General features: G+C 62.5%; 14 protein-coding genes. 5 read left to right on the top strand and 9 right to left on the bottom strand.

Going from position 1 to position 16,731, the window contains the following annotated elements:
* Positions 1-57 precede the first annotated feature (57 nt).
* Positions 58-1,020, top strand: a complete 963-nt coding sequence (locus tag BLS48_RS23535; RefSeq protein ID WP_091582818.1) for a GlxA family transcriptional regulator — start codon at positions 58-60, stop codon at positions 1,018-1,020.
* A gap of 118 nt (positions 1,021-1,138) precedes the next feature.
* On the top strand, positions 1,139-2,797 hold the full coding sequence (locus tag BLS48_RS23530; protein WP_091582816.1) for a vWA domain-containing protein: 1,659 nt from the start codon (positions 1,139-1,141) through the stop codon (positions 2,795-2,797).
* 67 nt (positions 2,798-2,864) lie between these two features.
* On the opposite strand, the gene edd is transcribed toward BLS48_RS23530, so the two are convergent.
* From edd to zwf, 3 genes are all read right to left on the bottom strand, one after another.
* Complete coding sequence (edd, locus tag BLS48_RS23525) at positions 2,865-4,688, bottom strand: phosphogluconate dehydratase (RefSeq protein ID WP_091582813.1); 1,824 nt, start codon at positions 4,686-4,688, stop codon at positions 2,865-2,867.
* A gap of 71 nt (positions 4,689-4,759) precedes the next feature.
* Positions 4,760-5,476 carry a 6-phosphogluconolactonase gene (pgl, locus tag BLS48_RS23520; protein ID WP_091582810.1) on the bottom strand — a complete coding sequence of 239 codons (717 nt, stop codon included), beginning with the start codon at positions 5,474-5,476 and terminating at the stop codon, positions 4,760-4,762.
* Positions 5,458-6,927, bottom strand: coding sequence for a glucose-6-phosphate dehydrogenase (gene zwf / locus BLS48_RS23515; RefSeq protein ID WP_091582808.1), 1,470 nt, complete (start codon positions 6,925-6,927; stop codon positions 5,458-5,460). The genes pgl and zwf overlap by 19 nt, the downstream gene beginning before the upstream one ends.
* Before the next feature lie 314 nt (positions 6,928-7,241).
* On the opposite strand from zwf, the gene BLS48_RS23510 reads away from it, so the two are divergent.
* Positions 7,242-7,988, top strand: coding sequence for an SDR family oxidoreductase (locus tag BLS48_RS23510; protein ID WP_091582805.1), 747 nt, complete (start codon positions 7,242-7,244; stop codon positions 7,986-7,988).
* An 82-nt stretch (positions 7,989-8,070) separates the two neighbouring features.
* Positions 8,071-9,378 carry a Mur ligase family protein gene (locus tag BLS48_RS23505; protein WP_091582802.1) on the top strand — a complete coding sequence of 436 codons (1,308 nt, stop codon included), beginning with the start codon at positions 8,071-8,073 and terminating at the stop codon, positions 9,376-9,378.
* A gap of 23 nt (positions 9,379-9,401) precedes the next feature.
* Here the strand turns inward: BLS48_RS23505 and BLS48_RS23500 are convergent, their stop codons facing one another.
* From BLS48_RS23500 to BLS48_RS23475, 5 genes are all read right to left on the bottom strand, one after another.
* Positions 9,402-10,250 carry an SH3 domain-containing protein gene (locus tag BLS48_RS23500; protein WP_244529808.1) on the bottom strand — a complete coding sequence of 283 codons (849 nt, stop codon included), beginning with the start codon at positions 10,248-10,250 and terminating at the stop codon, positions 9,402-9,404.
* Positions 10,251-10,501: 251 nt separating this feature from the next.
* Positions 10,502-11,788: an NAD(P)/FAD-dependent oxidoreductase gene (locus BLS48_RS23495; RefSeq protein ID WP_091582797.1), complete on the bottom strand. Its 1,287-nt coding sequence runs from the start codon at positions 11,786-11,788 to the stop codon at positions 10,502-10,504.
* A gap of 207 nt (positions 11,789-11,995) precedes the next feature.
* Positions 11,996-13,432 carry a glutamine synthetase family protein gene (locus BLS48_RS23485; RefSeq protein WP_167365221.1) on the bottom strand — a complete coding sequence of 479 codons (1,437 nt, stop codon included), beginning with the start codon at positions 13,430-13,432 and terminating at the stop codon, positions 11,996-11,998.
* 108 nt (positions 13,433-13,540) lie between these two features.
* The gene (locus tag BLS48_RS23480) at positions 13,541-14,422 is read right to left on the bottom strand and encodes an ATP-grasp fold amidoligase family protein (RefSeq protein ID WP_167365220.1); all 882 of its coding nucleotides are present in this window, start codon (positions 14,420-14,422) and stop codon (positions 13,541-13,543) included.
* A gap of 83 nt (positions 14,423-14,505) precedes the next feature.
* Positions 14,506-15,285, bottom strand: coding sequence for a class I SAM-dependent methyltransferase (locus BLS48_RS23475; RefSeq protein ID WP_091582789.1), 780 nt, complete (start codon positions 15,283-15,285; stop codon positions 14,506-14,508).
* A 129-nt stretch (positions 15,286-15,414) separates the two neighbouring features.
* On the opposite strand from BLS48_RS23475, the gene BLS48_RS23470 reads away from it, so the two are divergent.
* The gene (locus BLS48_RS23470) at positions 15,415-16,122 is read left to right on the top strand and encodes an HAD family hydrolase (protein WP_091582883.1); all 708 of its coding nucleotides are present in this window, start codon (positions 15,415-15,417) and stop codon (positions 16,120-16,122) included.
* 71 nt (positions 16,123-16,193) lie between these two features.
* On the opposite strand, the gene BLS48_RS23465 is transcribed toward BLS48_RS23470, so the two are convergent.
* Positions 16,194-16,598, bottom strand: coding sequence for an ANTAR domain-containing protein (locus BLS48_RS23465; RefSeq protein ID WP_244529803.1), 405 nt, complete (start codon positions 16,596-16,598; stop codon positions 16,194-16,196).
* Positions 16,599-16,731 lie beyond the last annotated feature (133 nt).

The raw sequence follows: 16,731 nt of genomic DNA, 5'->3' as shown, positions 1-16,731 counted from the left end.
CTCCTTCTGAGAGCGCCAGCTTTGCCGAACCCTCCTGTTCCTGTAGAACGGCCGGTCATGAATGATCCCGTTCAAGGCGGCCGGCAGTTCGCTTTCCTGCTGGTCGACAAGTTCTCGATGTTCTCGCTGGCCGCCGCGATCGACACATTCCGGTCGGCAAACCGGTTGCTCGGCCGCGACTTCTACGGCTGGACCACGGTGTCGGCCGACGGCGATCCGGTGATGGCCTCCAACGGCCTGCCGCTCAAGATCGACTACGCTGTCGCCGACTTGCCGCCGGTCGACATCCTTTTCGTTTCGGTCGGTCTGACGACGGAATTTCCCGGCAAGAGCAAGGTGCTGGCGGCGCTGCGCAGCTGGGGCCGGCGCGGCAATGCGCTGGGTGCGCTTTCGGTCGGATCCTACCTGCTGGCCGAGGCCGGCCAGCTCGAAGGCTATCGCTGCACCATCCATTGGGAGAACCGCGCCGGCTTCGTCGAGCGCTTTCCCGACATCAACTGCACAGGCAACGTTTTCGAGATCGACCGCAAGCGCTACACCTGCGCCGGCGGCACCACCTCGATCGACCTGATGCTGGAGATCGTACGCGGCGATTTCGGCTCCAACCTCGCCAATGGCGTCGCCAACCAGTTCCAGCACGAGCGCATCCGCTCGGCCGGCGACCGCCAGCGCGTCGGCCCGGAACGCGACCTGACCGGCAAGTCGGAGAAGCTCAGGCGCATCGTCGAACTGATGGCCGACCACCTCGATGAGCCGTTGTCGGCGGTGCAGCTCGCCAAATCCGCCGGCCTGTCGGTGCGCCAGGTCGAGCGCCTGTTCCTGCGCCATCTCAGCGTCACGCCCGGCCGCTATTACATGCGGCTGAGGCTGGAGCGGGCGCGTGAATTGCTGCGCCAGACCAACATGCCGATCCTCGACGTGGCGATCGCGACGGGCTTCACCTCGCATTCCTATTTTGCCCAGAGCTACCGGTTGCAATTCGGCAGGCCGCCCTCGGAAGAGCGCCGCACGACATACTGAGCGGGTTTTCGCCCCCGCCGCTGATGCCTGTCCTTCCATGCTCCGTGTCCCGGCTTGTGTCCTGACGCAGCGTCAAATAGCTTGCCTCGCTAAACCAGGGCGGACTCAGGAGATTGCGATGGCGGGACTAGCACGGAGCGTCGCTGCGGCGATCCTCCTTTTGTCGATGACGACGTTCGGCTTCGCCGCGAACAAGGTCATCATCATTCTCGATGCCTCCGGCTCGATGTGGGCGCAGATCGACGGCAAGCCCAAGCTCGAAATCGCCCGCGAGTCGCTGAGAACCGTGCTTCAATCGACCCCCGCTGATGAGGAAATCGGCTTCATGGCCTATGGCCATCGCGAAAAAGGCAGCTGCGACGACATCCAGTTGATCGTGCCGCCCCAGGCTGGCTCGGCAAGCGCCATTTCGGCCGCCGCCGACAGTTTGAAGTTCCTCGGCAAGACGCCGCTGACGGCGGCTGTCAAGCAAGCCGCCGAAGCGTTGAAATACACCGAGGACAAGGCCACGGTCGTTCTCATCACCGACGGGCTGGAGACCTGCGGCGGTGACCCTTGCGCGCTCGGCAAGGAACTGGAAGCGTCCGGTGTCGATTTCACTGCCGACGTCGTCGGCTTTGGCCTTACCGCTGACGAAGGCAAGCAAATCGCCTGCCTTGCCGACAACACCGGCGGCAAATATATCCAGGCGTCCGACGAGAAGGCGCTGCAGGACGCGCTTGTCGAGACAGTGGCGGCTCCCGCGCCAGCACCCGAACCGGCGCCTGCTCCGGCCCCGGCACCCGCACCGGAAAAACCGGAATTCAATTTTCTGCCGACCGCGGTGCTGGCAGAGGGTGGCGATCCGCTCACCGACGGTAATGCCTGGGAAGTCTACAAGGCGAAATCCGACGGCACGCGTGGCGACAACGTCACCACCGAATACGGAGCCTACAAAGCCAATCTGGAACCGGGCGACTACATCATCGTGGCGCGCGACGGCGAGGCCAAGGTTGAGCAGACGATCAAGATCGAGGCAAGCCAGGTCTACAAGCCTCTCTTCATCTTGAACGCCGGCACGCTCATCATCCATCCGCGACCGAGCGAGGGGGCGGATGTTGTCGATGGCGCGTCCGTCGTGATTGATTATCCGGGCGCTGACATGCCCGCGACCTACTATGGGACCACGAAAGCCGTGTTGCCGGCAGGTGACGAGAAGGTGACTGTCACGATCGGGCAGGGCGTGGTCACCGAGACGATACCGCTCGCTGCCGGCAAGACCGTGGAAAAGGACATGATCGCCGGCGTCGGCCATGTCGTTGCCAATGCCTATTACACCGCCGGTGGCGACAAGGCGGACGGTTCGGGAATCGGCTTCAAGATCGTGAAGGCGAAAAAGAAGATCGACGGAACCAGGGACGAGGTGACCTATGCCTATGGGCCCGACAGCAAGTTCGATCTGCCGCCCGACGACTATGTGCTGATTGCGACGGTCGATCTCGCCGTCGTCGAGCAGCCGTTCACCGTCAAGGTCGGCGAATTTCAGGATGTGAAGATCGCCATGAATGCCGGCGTGCTGGCGATCACCGCGCCCGGAGCCTCGAAGATCGAGATCTTCGAGACCAAGAAGGACATCAACGGCAACCGAAAGTCGCTTGGCTACGCATACGACCAAAAGTATCAGGCGGCGATACCGGCGGGCGACTACGCCATCGTGTCGGAGAAATCGGACAACAGCTCGAAGGAAGGCACCGTGACGGTCAAGGCCGGCGAGCGAGCCGAGCTGACTGTGCAATAGAATCGTATGCATGACCGCAAAAGGGCGGCCATAAGCCGCCCTTTTTCATGAATTGCGCGAACTGCCGTCACGCCGTTCCAAACGCGCTGGCGCCATGGTCGGCACGGCCGACCAGCTGCCGGAACCCGGCGAACAGTTCGCGGCCGAAACCGAATTCATTGCCGATCAGATCGACTTCCGCCGTGCGGCGCAGCGCGAATTCCGGAGCCGGCACAAACACTTCCAGCGTACCTGCATCGGCGTCCAGCCGGATGATGTCGCCGTCATGGATCCTTGCGATCGGCCCGTCCTCGACCGCTTCCGGCGTCACATGGATCGCCGCCGGCACCTTGCCGGACGCACCCGACATGCGCCCGTCGGTGACCAGCGCCACGCGCTGGCCGCGATCCTGCAGGATGCCGAGCACAGTGGTCAGCTTGTGCAACTCCGGCATGCCGTTGGCCTTCGGACCCTGGAAGCGGATGACGGCGATGAAATCGCCTGTCAACGTGCCTGCCTTGAACGCCTCGTTCAGCCCTTGCTGGCTGTCGAACACCTTGGCCGGCGCCTCGATCATGCGCCGCTCCGGCTTCACGGCCGAGGTCTTGATCACGGCGTGGCCGAGATTGCCCGACAATACTTTCAGACCGCCGGTTGCCTGGAACGCCTTGTTGAATGGCGCCAGCACCTTTTCGTCTCCGCTTGTCCGCGGCGAGGCCTCGCGTACCACACCGCCGTCGGCGCCAAGCTTTGCCTCGACGGCATAGGGTCGCAATCCTTCGCCCCACACGGTCTGCACGTCCTCATGCAGGATGCCTTCGTCGAGCAGTTCGCGGATCAGGAATCCGAGTCCGCCGGCGGCGTGGAAATGGTTCACGTCGGCAAGACCGTTCGGGTAGACCCGGGCCAGCAGCGGCACCGCTTCCGAGAGATCCGAAATGTCCTGCCATGTGATCGCGATGCCGGCGGCAGCCGCCATGGCGATCAGGTGGATGGTGTGGTTGGTCGACCCACCGGTCGCGTGCAGGCCGACGATGCCATTGACGATCGAACGCTCGTCGATCATCCGGCCGACCGGCGTATAGGCGTTGCCGAGCGCGGTGATCGCCAGCGCCCGCTTGGTAGCTTCCCGGGTCAACGCTTCGCGTAGCGGCGTGCCGGGATTGACGAAGGAAGCGCCCGGCGTGTGCAGGCCCATGATCTCCATCAGCATCTGGTTGGAGTTCGCCGTGCCGTAGAAGGTGCAGGTCCCCGGCCCATGGTACGACTTGGACTCGGCCTCGAGCAGTTCGGCCCGCCCGGCCTTGCCTTCGGCATAGAGCTGGCGGACCTTGGCCTTTTCGTCGTTGGGCAGGCCGGTGGTCATCGGCCCGGCCGGAATGAACACCGCCGGCAGATGGCCGAAGGTCAATGCCGCGATCACCAGCCCCGGCACGATCTTGTCGCAGACGCCGAGATAGACGGCGGCATCGAACATGTTGTGCGAAAGGCCGATCGCGGCTGCCATGGCGATCACGTCGCGCGAAAACAGCGACAGCTCCATGCCGGGCTGGCCTTGCGTGACGCCGTCGCACATTGCCGGCACGCCGCCAGCCACCTGCGCGATACCGCCAGCCTCGCGCGCCGCGTCCTTGATCAGCGCCGGAAAGGTCTCGAACGGCTGATGCGCCGACAGCATGTCGTTGTAGGAGGTGATGATGCCAAGGTTCGGTACCTTGTCGGCGCCCAGCGCCAGCTTTTCCGAGGGACTGCACACCGCAAAGCCGTGGGCGAGGTTGCCGCAGGACAGCACGGCCCGGTTGGCGGTACGGTTCGACGCTTCGGCGATGCGGCTAAGATAGCGCTCGCGCCCCGGTCTGGAGCGCTGGCGGATGCGCTCGGTGATGGCTTCGATGTCGCGTCTGGCGGTCATGGTGTCGGTCCTTTCAGGCGAGGTCCCGGAACACAATCCGGCTGTCTGCCGGGACCCACAGCAAGTTCAAGTCAGGGGGCCCAGAAAACCTCTACGGGCTTCGGTGCGGCATCGAGCACGGCGCGAATTGGCTTTCGCGGTCCGGGCGCAACCGCGCCGTCGAAGGCGGTTCGCTTGTCGTCGCCCTCTATGTGAAGAGCGATGAAGCCGGCATCGACGATGCGCGCCAGCGACAGGGTCAGCCGCGGTTCGCCGGCGCTGGCCGCGTGAACCGGCAGCACGATCCGGTCGGAGGCTGGATCGAGCAGCTTCGGCAAATCGTCGGCGTCGGGAAAGAACGAGGCGGTGTGGCCATCCGGTCCCATGCCAAGCACGACGACATCGAGCGGCCAGGGCAACGACCGGAGCGCCGCATCGTCCGATGCGGCGGCATCCTCGATGCCGACGGCCTCATGGTATAGCGGCACGAAACGGGCTGCCTTGGCCGCGTTCTGCAACAGATTGGCGGCCACCAGGCCTGCGTTGGAGCGCGGTGAGGATGCCGGCACGAAACGCTCGTCGACCAGCGTCACGATCACCTTGTCCCAGGCGATCGGCAAGGCCGAAAGCGCTGCGAAGAATTTTGCCGGCGTCGTGCCGCCGGAAACCGCCAGCAGCGCCGTGGCGCGCTCGGCAATCGCCTTGCTCAGGCGATCGGCAACGCGGCCGGCCAGCGCAATGGCCAGTTCCGGGCGGCCGGAAAAGGCATGCCAATTGTAGGCGGCGCTGTTCAGTTGCTCTCGTGCCATGTCCGCCCGTCACGTTCGATCAGTGCAATGGAGGCCGAGGGCCCCCAGGTGCCGGCCGTGTAGCCCTGCGCCTCCTGCCTGGCGCTTTCCCAGGCGTGCTGGATGGGGTCGATCCACTTCCATGCCGCCTCGACCTCGTCGCGGCGCATGAACAGGGTCTGGTTGCCGCGGATGACATCCATGATCAGCCGCTCATAGGCGTCCGGCGCGCGGCCGTGGAAGGACTGCGCGAAACTCATGTCGAGCGGGATCTGGCGCAGTCGCATGCCGCCCGGGCCCGGGTCCTTGATCATGATGAACTGCTTGACGCCCTCGTCCGGCTGCAACCGGATGACCAGTTGGTTGGCGAAGATAGGTCCCGCGCTGTCACCGAAGATGGAATGCGGGATCGGCTTGAACTCGATGGCTATCTCCGAAACCCGGGTCGCCAGCCGCTTGCCGGTCCTGAGGTAGAACGGAACGCCCGACCAGCGCCAATTGCCGATCTCGGCCTTGATGGCGACGAAGGTCTCGGTGTTGCTGTCGTGGCCGAGTTCCTCGACATAGCCCTTGACCGGCCCACCTGCCGAGGCCCCGGCGCGATATTGCCCGCGCACAGTTTGCTTCGGCGCCTCGTTGCCATTGATACGCTTCAGCGCGCGCAGCACCTTCAGTTTCTCGTCGCGCACCGCGTCGGCGTCCATCGACGACGGCGCTTCCATGGCGACGAGGCACAAGAGCTGCAGCATGTGGTTCTGCACCATGTCGCGCAGCGCGCCGGCCTTGTCGTAATAGGTGACGCGGTCTTCCAGCCCCACGGTCTCGGCCACGGTGATCTGCACATGGTCGATATGGGCGGAGTTCCAAAGCGGCTCGTAGAGCGCGTTGGCAAAGCGCAGCGCCATCAGGTTCTGCACCGTCTCCTTGCCGAGATAGTGATCGATACGGAAGATCTGGCTTTCGTGGAAGTCGTCGCCGACCAGATCGTTGAGCGCACGCGCCGAGGCAAGGTCGCGGCCGATCGGCTTCTCCAGCACGATGCGCGAGTTCGGCGTGATCAGATTGTGCTCTTTCAGCTTGTGCGAAATGTCGCCGAACAGCGCCGGCGCCACCGCCAGATAGAAGGCACGAATGCGGTCGCTGTCGCCAATCTCTTTCTTGAGTTTGTCGAATCCAGCACCGCTCGTTGCGTCGGCCGAGACGTAGGAAAGCCGTGCCAGGAAGGTCTTCAGCTCCTGGGCGTCGATATCGGCCGCCTTGACGTGCTCGGAGATCGCCTGCTTGGCGAAAGCCTGGAATTCCTCGTCGCTCATTTTCGAGCGCGACGTGCCGATGATGCGCGTCGGTTCGGAGAATTGATGGTCGCGCTGGCGATGGTAGAGCGACGGCAGAAGCTTGCGTTCCGACAGATCGCCGGTGCCGCCGAAAATGATGAAGTCGAACGGGTCGACGGGGATGATCTGGCTGGTCATGGTCTGTCCGCTTTGACGCCGGTCGCAAGAACGCGGCTGATATAATCTAATCGATTTAAATATTCTAGTGCCATGGTGTCACATCTGAGTGTTTGCACCTGCCCCTTGACAGTCCGAGACCTCGGAGGCTTGTCGACAGCGCGGCTTCGGAAGCCTTCGCAGCTGCAGCATAGAGCGGGATCGAGGCGAAAGCCAAAGGAGAAATCGACGATGGCCGCACATCTTTCGACCGCCTTGGCCAGAAGCCGTGGCGTTGCGCCGGTGTGCGTCGCTGGCGCGCTGGACTATCCTCACCAATCATGAGCGGGAAAAACATGCGTCTGCAAAACAAGGTCGCCGTCGTCACCGGTGCCGCGTCGGGCTTCGGTGAGGGCATCGCCAGGTGCTTTGCCAAGGAAGGCGCAAGGGTCGTTGTCGCTGACTTGAACGCCAAGGGCGCCGAACGCGTTGCCAAGGAGATCGGCGAAGCGGCGATCTGGACCCAGACGGATGTTTCGCTGCGGTCCGAGTTCAACGAGATGGTCTATGCCGCGAAAAGCGCCTTTGGCCGCATCGACATCATGGTCAACAATGCCGGGTTTACCCATCGCAATGGCGACATGCTCGAGGTCGATGAGGAAACCTTCGACCTGATCACCGCTGTGAACATGAAGGCGATCTATCACGCAGCACTTGCCGTGGTGCCGATCATGGATCGGCAAGGCGGAGGCGTCATCCTGACCACGGCTTCCACCGCCGGCATCCGGCCCCGGCCCGGCCTCACCTGGTACAATGCGTCGAAGGGCTGGGCGATCACCGCCACCAAATCGATGGCGGTGGAACTGGCGCCGAAGAACATCCGCGTCAACTGCCTCTGTCCTGTCGCCGGCGAGACCGGCATGCTGGAAAAATTCATGGGCGCCGACACGCCGGAGATCCGTGAAAGGTTCCGCGCATCGATCCCGCTCGGCCGGCTTTCGACGCCGTTCGATATCGCCAACGCCGCACTCTGGCTGGCTTCGGACGAAGCCGCCTTCATCACCGGTGTAGCGCTGGAGGTCGACGGCGGACGCTGCATCTGAGAGCGCTTGCCATCCGGCGTCGATTTGACTTGGCCGATGGGCTGGCGGCATAAAGCCTTCTTCGGGCTTTAGGGACCGTGCCGTGAGGAACGCCAGACTGCGGAAAGTTCACGAAGACCTGCGGCAGTATGTCAGGGCCTTCAAGGCAAGACGCGCCCGATCCAAAAGCAAGGCGGTCTTCATCGGCGTCACCGGCAGTTCCGGCAAGTCGACGGTGACGGCATTGCTTGGCCACATACTGGCCGGTCATGGCTCGGTCTACCCGCAGATTCTCGCCAATACGATCAAGTCTCTGGTCGCCACGCTGTACAAGCGCATGAAGAAAAATGGTGAGGTCGACTACGTCATTTTCGAAGCTGGAGCTTCTGGCATCGGGTCGATCAAGCCGATGGCCGAAATGCTGCTGCCGCATGTGGCCGTCGTCACCATGGTTCGCCTCGAGCATTTTGGTGCATTCAAGACGCTGGAAAACGTAGCCCGGGAAAAGCGCGCCCTGGTCGATGCGCTGCAGCCGGGCGGCTTTGCTGTCCTCAACGCCGATGACCCTCACGTGCTTGGCATGGCTGCCGGCACTCGGCATCGTAGCGTTACCTTCGGCCTGTCGGAGCGGGCGGACTATCGTGCGAGCGATATCCGCGCCGCCTATCCGGACCGGCTCAAGCTTTCGATCCATTGGCGCGACGGCGTCCTTGAACTCGAGACGCCGTTTCCGGCGGAACATTTCTGGCTGCCGACCGCCGCGGCCGTGGCCACCGCGCTTGAGCTTGGCGTACCGGCAGAGACGATAGCGGCCAGGGTGGCGACGTTCCAACCGTTGGCCAGTCGCTGTGAGGTGCTGGTCATCGACGGTGGCCCGCAGTTCCTCGTCGACGCCGCCAAGGCGCCCTGGCATTCGATCAATCTTGCTCTCGACATGATGGCCAAGGCCACCGCCACGCGAAAACGGATCGTTCTCGGCCAGATTTCCGACTATGCGGGTTCAACCAGGAAGTACCACTACGCCTACAAGACGGCGCGCGAGATCGCCGATCAGGTCATCTATACCGGCGACAATGCGCATCGCTCGCGGGCCGGGCAGGCTGATCGCGACAGCGGCCGGTTTGTTGAGTTGCGCACTCCCCAGGAAGTCTCCGACCATATCAAGCGGACCGCCGTGGCCGGCGAGCTGATCCTGCTCAAGAGTTCTGCCAATCTGCACCTGGAGAGAGTGGCGCTTGCCTGGACGCACGATGTCAAATGTTGGGTACCCGTTTGCGGCAAGCGGGAGGGCTGCGGCACCTGCGGCCTGTATGAAGTGCCTTTTGAGCAGCATCGCGACTATGTCAGGCAACGCAGGCGCGCCAGAAGGTGGCGGCGTTTGCGACGCATTTTTGGCGGCAGGTCGCGGTAGAGCTTCTCAACACCTCCGACGCATCAGGCGCCGGTCTTGATGTAGGTCTTGTAGATCCAGCCGGTCTTTCCATTGTAGACGATCTGGCACCATTTCTGGCAGCTCATCACCTGCACCGAGGTTTTGGCGGGCACCGTGCTGATGGCGGCCGCGTTCTTCTTCGGGCCGCTGCGCATGGTCACGGCCCTCAGGATGCGGCCGGTACCGGCGGCCACCACTTTCGGTGGCTTCGCCTTGGCTTGACTGTTGTCATTCCGGGTTGCCTCGGGCTGCTGTTCCGACGCTTGCGGCTGCACCGCCGGGATGGCGGCGGTTTGCGCGCCATCGGGATCGCCGCCCGCCGCGCTGGTGGGTGCGGCAACCTTGGCAAGTTCGGTGGTGGCGTCGGTATCGGCTGCCGGCTGCGCGAACGCCGCCGGTTTGTCCGGCGCTTGTTCAGTCTGGCTCGCCACCTGGCTGGGGGCAGGGGCGGCCCTGGACTGCGAATTGGTCCAACGCGGATCATTGGCCGCGAGCGCTTGCATGGTGGCTTCCGCTCTCGCCACCGTCGGTGAAACCTTATTGGACTTGCGTGCCGCCTGCGGCACGGCGGCGGTGGCCACCGCAGCCCCCACAGGGGCGATTTTCGTCGTCTTCACCGGAATGGTCGGAATGGTCTGCTCGGGGCTCGCCGCCCCTTGCCTCTCACTGGCCGGCATTGCCAGCCACAACGCCACTGCGGCAACGCCAAGCAGTGCGGCGGTGCCGATCGCGGCGATCACCAGATGCGAGTTGGAACGGACTTCCTGCCAGAAGGACGGCCGCATGTCGTATCCGAACTGCATGGCAAAGCGCCGACGTTCCGGCGTACCGAAACTGAAGGGCTCTCTCACTCTTGCCACCTCCATAAGCGGGCCGATGTTCTTTCGATCGGTGCCGGAAGTCCGGCGTCTGATCGGCATCGGTCCCAAAATCAACGCGGGCAGGCCCGCAGCAATCCCCGAACAATCGCCCAGAACCGGCATCCTTCGCCCGCGATTGTGGCATCAGTGCGCCAATGCCAAGGATTCTGCCCCTTTGCCGAGTATTGCGCAATGCGTCGGCCGGGCAACAAATATTACAATATTACATCAGACCGGAGCGGCTAGATCCGATCCCGCAGCGCGAACCAGTTGAGAGCGAGGAAAAGCAGCGGCGCGCGGAAGCGACGGCCGCCGGGGAACGGCGGAATTTTCAGGTCCTCGATCAGTTTCAGCCGGTCGCGGTTGCCGGCAACGGTTTCGGCATAGAGCTTGCCGAAGAAGTTCGACAGCATGACACCGTGGCCGGAATAGCCGCCGGCCGAGATGACATTGGGCATCACTTCGCGCACGAACGGCTTTCTCGGCACCGTGATGCCGACGTAGCCGCCCCAGCCATGCGTGATCTCGACATCCCTGAGTGCCGGGTAGAGTTCCGTGATCTGACGGCGGATGTGGATGTGGATATCCTTTGGATCGTTGACGCCATAGATTTCACGTCCGCCGAACAGCAGTCGCCCGTCCTTCGATCTGCGAAAATAGCGCACGACGAAGCGGGAATCGTCGACGGCCTCGCCGCCTGGCAGCACTTTCGAATCCGCTCCCAGCGGCACTGTCGCACCGATGAACGAACCGATCGGCATGATGTGCGCGGCACTCACCGGCTCGAGCGCGCCGCCATGGGCGTTGACCGCGATCAGGCATTTCTGCGCCGACACCGTGCCTCTCGGCGTCGAGACCTTCACCTTGCCGCCGCTGGAAATGATGCCGGTCGATGGCGTCCCTTCGAACAGTTGCGCGCCGGCTTGCGCCGCCACCCGCGCCGTGCCGATCACCAGCTTCATCGGGTGTATGTGGCCGGTGCCAGTGTCGCGCGTTCCGCCGAAATAATGCGTCGACCCTAGCCGCTCCGCCGTCTCCTTCGCATCCATGAACGAGATATGTGGATAAGAAAACCGGCTCGCCATGATCTCGGCATGCGCCTTGTAGTCATCGACATAACGCGGCTTGTGCGCCACGGACATCTGGCCGGGCATATATTCGATATCGATCTGGTTGGCGGCGGCGAATTCGATGAGATGCGTCTTCGCCTCTTCGGCAAGATCGAACAGCGCCTTGGCGCGGGTGAAGCCGTACTCGGTTTCCAGTTCTTCGGCCCAGGCGCGCTGGCCGGTGCCGAGTTGGCCGCCATTGCGGCCCGATGCGCCATCACCGAAGCGGTGGGCCTCGATCAGCACCACATTGGTGCCTGCCTTGGCAAGGTGGGCGGCTGCCGACAGGCCGGTAAAGCCGCCGCCAATGATGACGACATCGCATGTCAGATCGCCGTCGAGCGTCGGGTATTCTGGCCGTGGGCCGACGGTGTCCTCGTACCAGGAACGGCCGGGGGAGATGGGGGATTGGTATGGCATGATCGGCAAAGACTCGGGGATTTGGAAGGGGGTACATAGCGAGTAGTGAGTAGGGAATAGGGAATAGGGAAGATTTGAAAGTGGAGTGTTGATCCGAGCGAGGTCACCTGCCTCATCATTTCTATTCGCTATTCGCTATTCGCTATTCGCTATTCGCTATTCGCTATTCGCTATTCGCTATTCGCTATTCGCTATTCGCTCCTGGCGTCACACATTCAGCAGCAGATATTCCCTCTCCCACGGGCTGATCACTTCCATGAACGTCTCGAATTCCGCCCGCTTGATCGCCGCATAGGTCGCGGCGAAGGACTTGCCCAGATGCGCGCGGAGTTCCGTATCGCCCTCGAACAGGTCGACGGCTTCGAGCAGGCCGCGCGGCAGGTCGATCTCGTCGGCATTGGCTGTGGTCAGGACGGGAGGCTCGGCCTTGATCTTGTTGGTGATGCCGATCAGCCCGCAGGCCAGCGATGCCGCCAGCGCCAGATAGGGATTGGCATCGGAGGAGGGGATGCGGTTTTCGACGCGCCGTGCCGCCGGATCCGAGCGTGGCACACGAAACGCAGTGGTGCGGTTGTCATAGCCCCATTTGTTGTTGACCGGAGCCGACGCCGCTTGCGTCAGCCGGCGGTAGGAATTGACATAGGGTGCGAACATCACCAGCGCGTTCGGCACATGCTTCTGCATGCCGCCGATAAAATGGAAAAAGTCCTCGGTTTCCGACCCGTCCTCCGCCGAAAAGATGTTCCTTCCGGTCTTCTTGTCGATGATCGACTGGTGGATATGCATGGCGGAGCCCGGCTGCCCCTGGATCGGCTTGGCCATGAACGTGGCGTAGATCTCGTGCTTGAGCGCCGCCTCGCGAATGGTGCGCTTGAACATGAAAACCTGGTCGGCCAGTTCGATCGGGTCGCCGTGCCGCAGATTGATCTCGAGCTGACCGGCGCCCTCTTCATGGATCAGCGTGTCGATCTCGAGGCCCTGGCTTTCGGAGAAATGGTAGATGTCGTCGATCAGTTCATCGAACTCGTTGACGCCGGCGATCGAATAGCCGGCACCACCGCCGATTGCGCGCCCCGAGCGTCCGACCGGCGGGGTCAAGGGATAGTCCGGATCCGGGTTCTTGCGGACCAGGTAGAATTCGATCTCGGGCGCCACCACCGGCTTCAGGCCACGCTTGTCGTAAGCGGCAACCACGCGCTTCAAGACGTTGCGTGGCGTGAACTCGACCGAGCGGCCATCCTGGTGGACGAGGTCGCAGATGACCGCGGCCGTCGGGTCCTCTTCCCAAGGCACAACCGTCAGTGTCGACAGATCGGGCATCAGCTTGAGGTCGCCGTCGTCCTCGGGATAGTGAAAGCCGTTGCCATCCTCGGGATAGCCGCCGGAAATCGTCGTCATGAAGACGGCCGACGGCAATGCCAGCGACGTGTTGGAGGTGAATTTCTTCGACGGCATCATCTTGCCGCGCGCGACGCCGGCCTGATCAGGTGTGATGCATTCGATATCCTCAATGCCGCGCCATTCCAGCCAGGCGCTGACTTCCTTCCAGTTCTTGACGCCGCGGTGGTTTTTCACGAAGGCAGGCGTACGGGCGCGTCCTCCGCGGCTCGACGGACGGACTTCCTTTTTTGCAGGCGGCATCATTCACCAGATTGGGTTGCGGATTTCGGAGTATAGCCGTGCCGGGTGATGGAAGGGAAGGGGAAGCGCCACGACAGAACCGTCAGAAGCGGTCGATAGCGATTGTATGAGTCATATGGGCTTCCCCGACAGGGTATCCAGCCACCGGTGCAAGGCTGCGGCATAGAGCCTGCGCCACCCGCGTTGCGGCGTGCTGAGAAACCAGGACCGACGCAGATCCCAGGTCTCGCCGCATAGGTCCCGGAGCCTGGTATTGATGATGCCTTTCCCGGACAGTGGATAGACGGAGAACTCGGAAAAGAAGATCTCGCCGTCCTTCTCGTAGAAATCACAGCGCATATGGTCGAATGGCGCCGTCAGCGTTTCGGCGATCTTGCGCATGTGCAGGAATGAGGCCGGCAGGTCGATCCGCACCCATTGTTTGCCGCTTCCAGCGGGCGGCGGAGCATAGGTGCCATCGCGGTCGAAGTGGCACTTCTGTTCGTTGCCATCCTCATCCCGGCGCGCGGCATAGACATAGGCCGTTGTCCCGTTTGAGACATGGAACTTGTATTCGAGGCGGATAGGCTGCCCCTCCTCAAGCAGCATCTCCTCCACCAAAATTCGTCGCACGGCGCCCTTGTAACCCCATTCTCCGAACTTCCGGCCGTAGCGGCTGCGCATCCAGCGCGATGTTCTCCGCAGCAGTCTGGCTTTGTCCACCGCACCGTTGCGGATCATCATGTTCCAGCGGCAGCCATGATTGGCCTTGACCACAACATTGCCGGCAAGCAGCTCAGCCGGTATCTCTCTCGCATCAAGCCCGGACCACAGGACCTTGGCGCTGACCAGCTCGGGGCACGCGGACAAGGCATACGCCTTGGAGGCGAGCTTGTCGCACGCTGTGGCGAAGAAAGGGTTGTGGTCGAAAATCTTGCGCCACAGGAATTTGTCGACATAGGATGCCGGTCTGGCCGGGTCGGGCACCATGCTGCTGTGATTGAAGGTACGCATGCAGATTGCAGGATGGCGCAGAAAGCACCATGCTCTCGCCAGGCTCAGTATCGCTCGGTCTCTCGCTCGCAATGACGGCATGCTTATCTCGAATGTCCGTGCATGGCCGCTGGCCGCCGTCTGACAAACACGTCTCGGGTCATGTTGCGCGAGATGCTTGTGCGGCCTGTGATTTCGAGGCGGGGGTCGAGCGTGCGCTCGGCGCTTTCCGCCCAAAGCCGGCCGAGCGAATAGGGCTCCCACAGGACGATCTGCACGTCATCGGGCGCGGTGTCGGCGATGCGCGATACCACTGCCGCCTTTGGCGACACCATGCTGGCGACATAGACGACCTGGGCTCCGCTGTAATCGTAGTCGCAGCCGTCGCGGAGTTCGGCGCGCAGCCGACTGTAGCCAAGCTTCGCGGCGAGCCTGTTGGCGGTCTCCACGGCTTCGGGGACAATGTCGAGGCCAACAATTTCGGGAACGGTCGTCTGGTCATGAATACGGAACATGGTGAATGGCCGTCCGCCGCAGCCGACCATGACGGCACGGCGGCAGTCGTTGAAATCGACATGGTCGAAAACCTCATCGAGGCGCTTGTAGGCATCTTTCGACGAAAGCACGCCAATATCGGTTTTGCCTGCCGCGATCTGTCCGAACGACGTCGGCCCCTTAATATCCTGATCCAGCATCTGCCTGATCTCGGCGACGTCTTGTGCATGCACCATCTGTGCGAAAACCCGCGTCAGGGCCGCTTGGTAGGCGAAGAATTCCGGATGGGTGTCTAGCAGCGCCTCGCCTGTATCATGCCCCATGGCAATGCCGAGGTCGCGGATGCTGTTGATCACTTCGGTCGGCGCGCGGTCTCGCGAGCCCTGCAAGAGCCGCTCCAGGTCTTCCCTCCAAGAACTCGTTTTTTGCATGTCCCCCCACGCGCTTCGTCATCTAGCTAGCAGTGCTTGGAAACAACGTCTACATGACACCTTCATTGCAGGAGGATGGTCTCGGTCATGCAATCTCTGACCACCATAGGCTTCGATGCCGACGACACGCTCTGGCAGAACGAACAGTTCTTCCGCATGACGGAGAAGCGCTTTGCCGCCATGCTTGCCGACCACGGCGAGGAGAAGCATATCTCAGCGCGATTGCTGGAGGCCGAAAGGCGCAACCTTGCCGTCTATGGCTTCGGCATCAAGGGGTTCACACTGTCGATGATCGAAACGGCGATCGAGGTCACGCAAGGCCGCGTGCCGGCCTCGGTCATATCAGGAATTCTCGATGCCGGCCGCGAGATGCTGAGCCATCCCATCGAACCCTTGCCGCATGCGCGCGAGACGGTGGAGAAACTCGCCGGCGCATTCCGCCTCGTGCTGATCACCAAGGGCGACCTCTTCGACCAGGAGCGCAAGTTGGCGCAGTCCGGGCTGGGAGATCTGTTCGACGCGGTCGAGATCGTCAGCGACAAGAATGCAGCTACTTATGCCCGCCTCTTCAGCCGTCACGGCGATGGTCCCGCGAAAAGCATGATGGTCGGCAATTCGCTGAAGTCGGACGTCGTGCCGGCCATCGAGGCCGGCGGTTGGGGTGTCCATGTGCCACATGAACTGACCTGGGTGCTGGAGCATGTCGAGGCTCCGGTTGCCGAGCCGAGGTTCCGCCTGATATCCGATCTCGGACAACTGCCCGGGCTGGTCGACAGCATCATGAACCCGGGCTGATCGTGGGCCTCAGCTATTTGTTTTGCGCAATTCCGGACGGAGAACCGCGACGCACTTTTCCTGGAATTACTCTACCGGCTGATCAGGCGATCGATCACCGGCTGCAACCGTTCGGGTGTAATCGGCTTGGCGACCACCGCGTCGATGACACTCGACAGCCCCAGGCTCTCCGGCGTGCCATTTTTGGTTGAAAGCAGGATCACCGGTGGAAGCGATTTGCCCGAGGCCCGCCGCAACGCATCGATGCCGGACATCAGGTTGTCGCAGTCCTTGTTGTCGGCGCCGCCATCAAGGACAACGGCGCCCGGAATAACGGACCGCAGGACCTTTGCCGCCGTGTCGGGAGATTCCGAGATTGGCTTGAGCCCGGATCGTTCGACGATCTTCGAGATCACCACCCGATTGATTGGCGATCTCCCGACGACAAGCACCTGCGACCGATCACGGATCGTCTCGGTCCTCGGGTCGCGGGTCACCAAATTCAGGCGTTTTGGAGTCTCATCCTCACGATTCACTGGGCACCCAAGTCAACCAAGAAGCTCGCCCCCATTTCAATGCAGAGTTGAAATCTGGAGCGCAATTGGCGTGAGATCGCGGCCCATGTCAAGG

The organism is Mesorhizobium qingshengii (genome assembly GCF_900103325.1).
Classification (GTDB): Bacteria; Pseudomonadota; Alphaproteobacteria; order Rhizobiales; family Rhizobiaceae; genus Mesorhizobium; species Mesorhizobium qingshengii.
The sequence above is the reverse complement of the archived record's forward strand: the minus strand, read 5'-3'. Positions and strand labels throughout refer to the sequence as shown.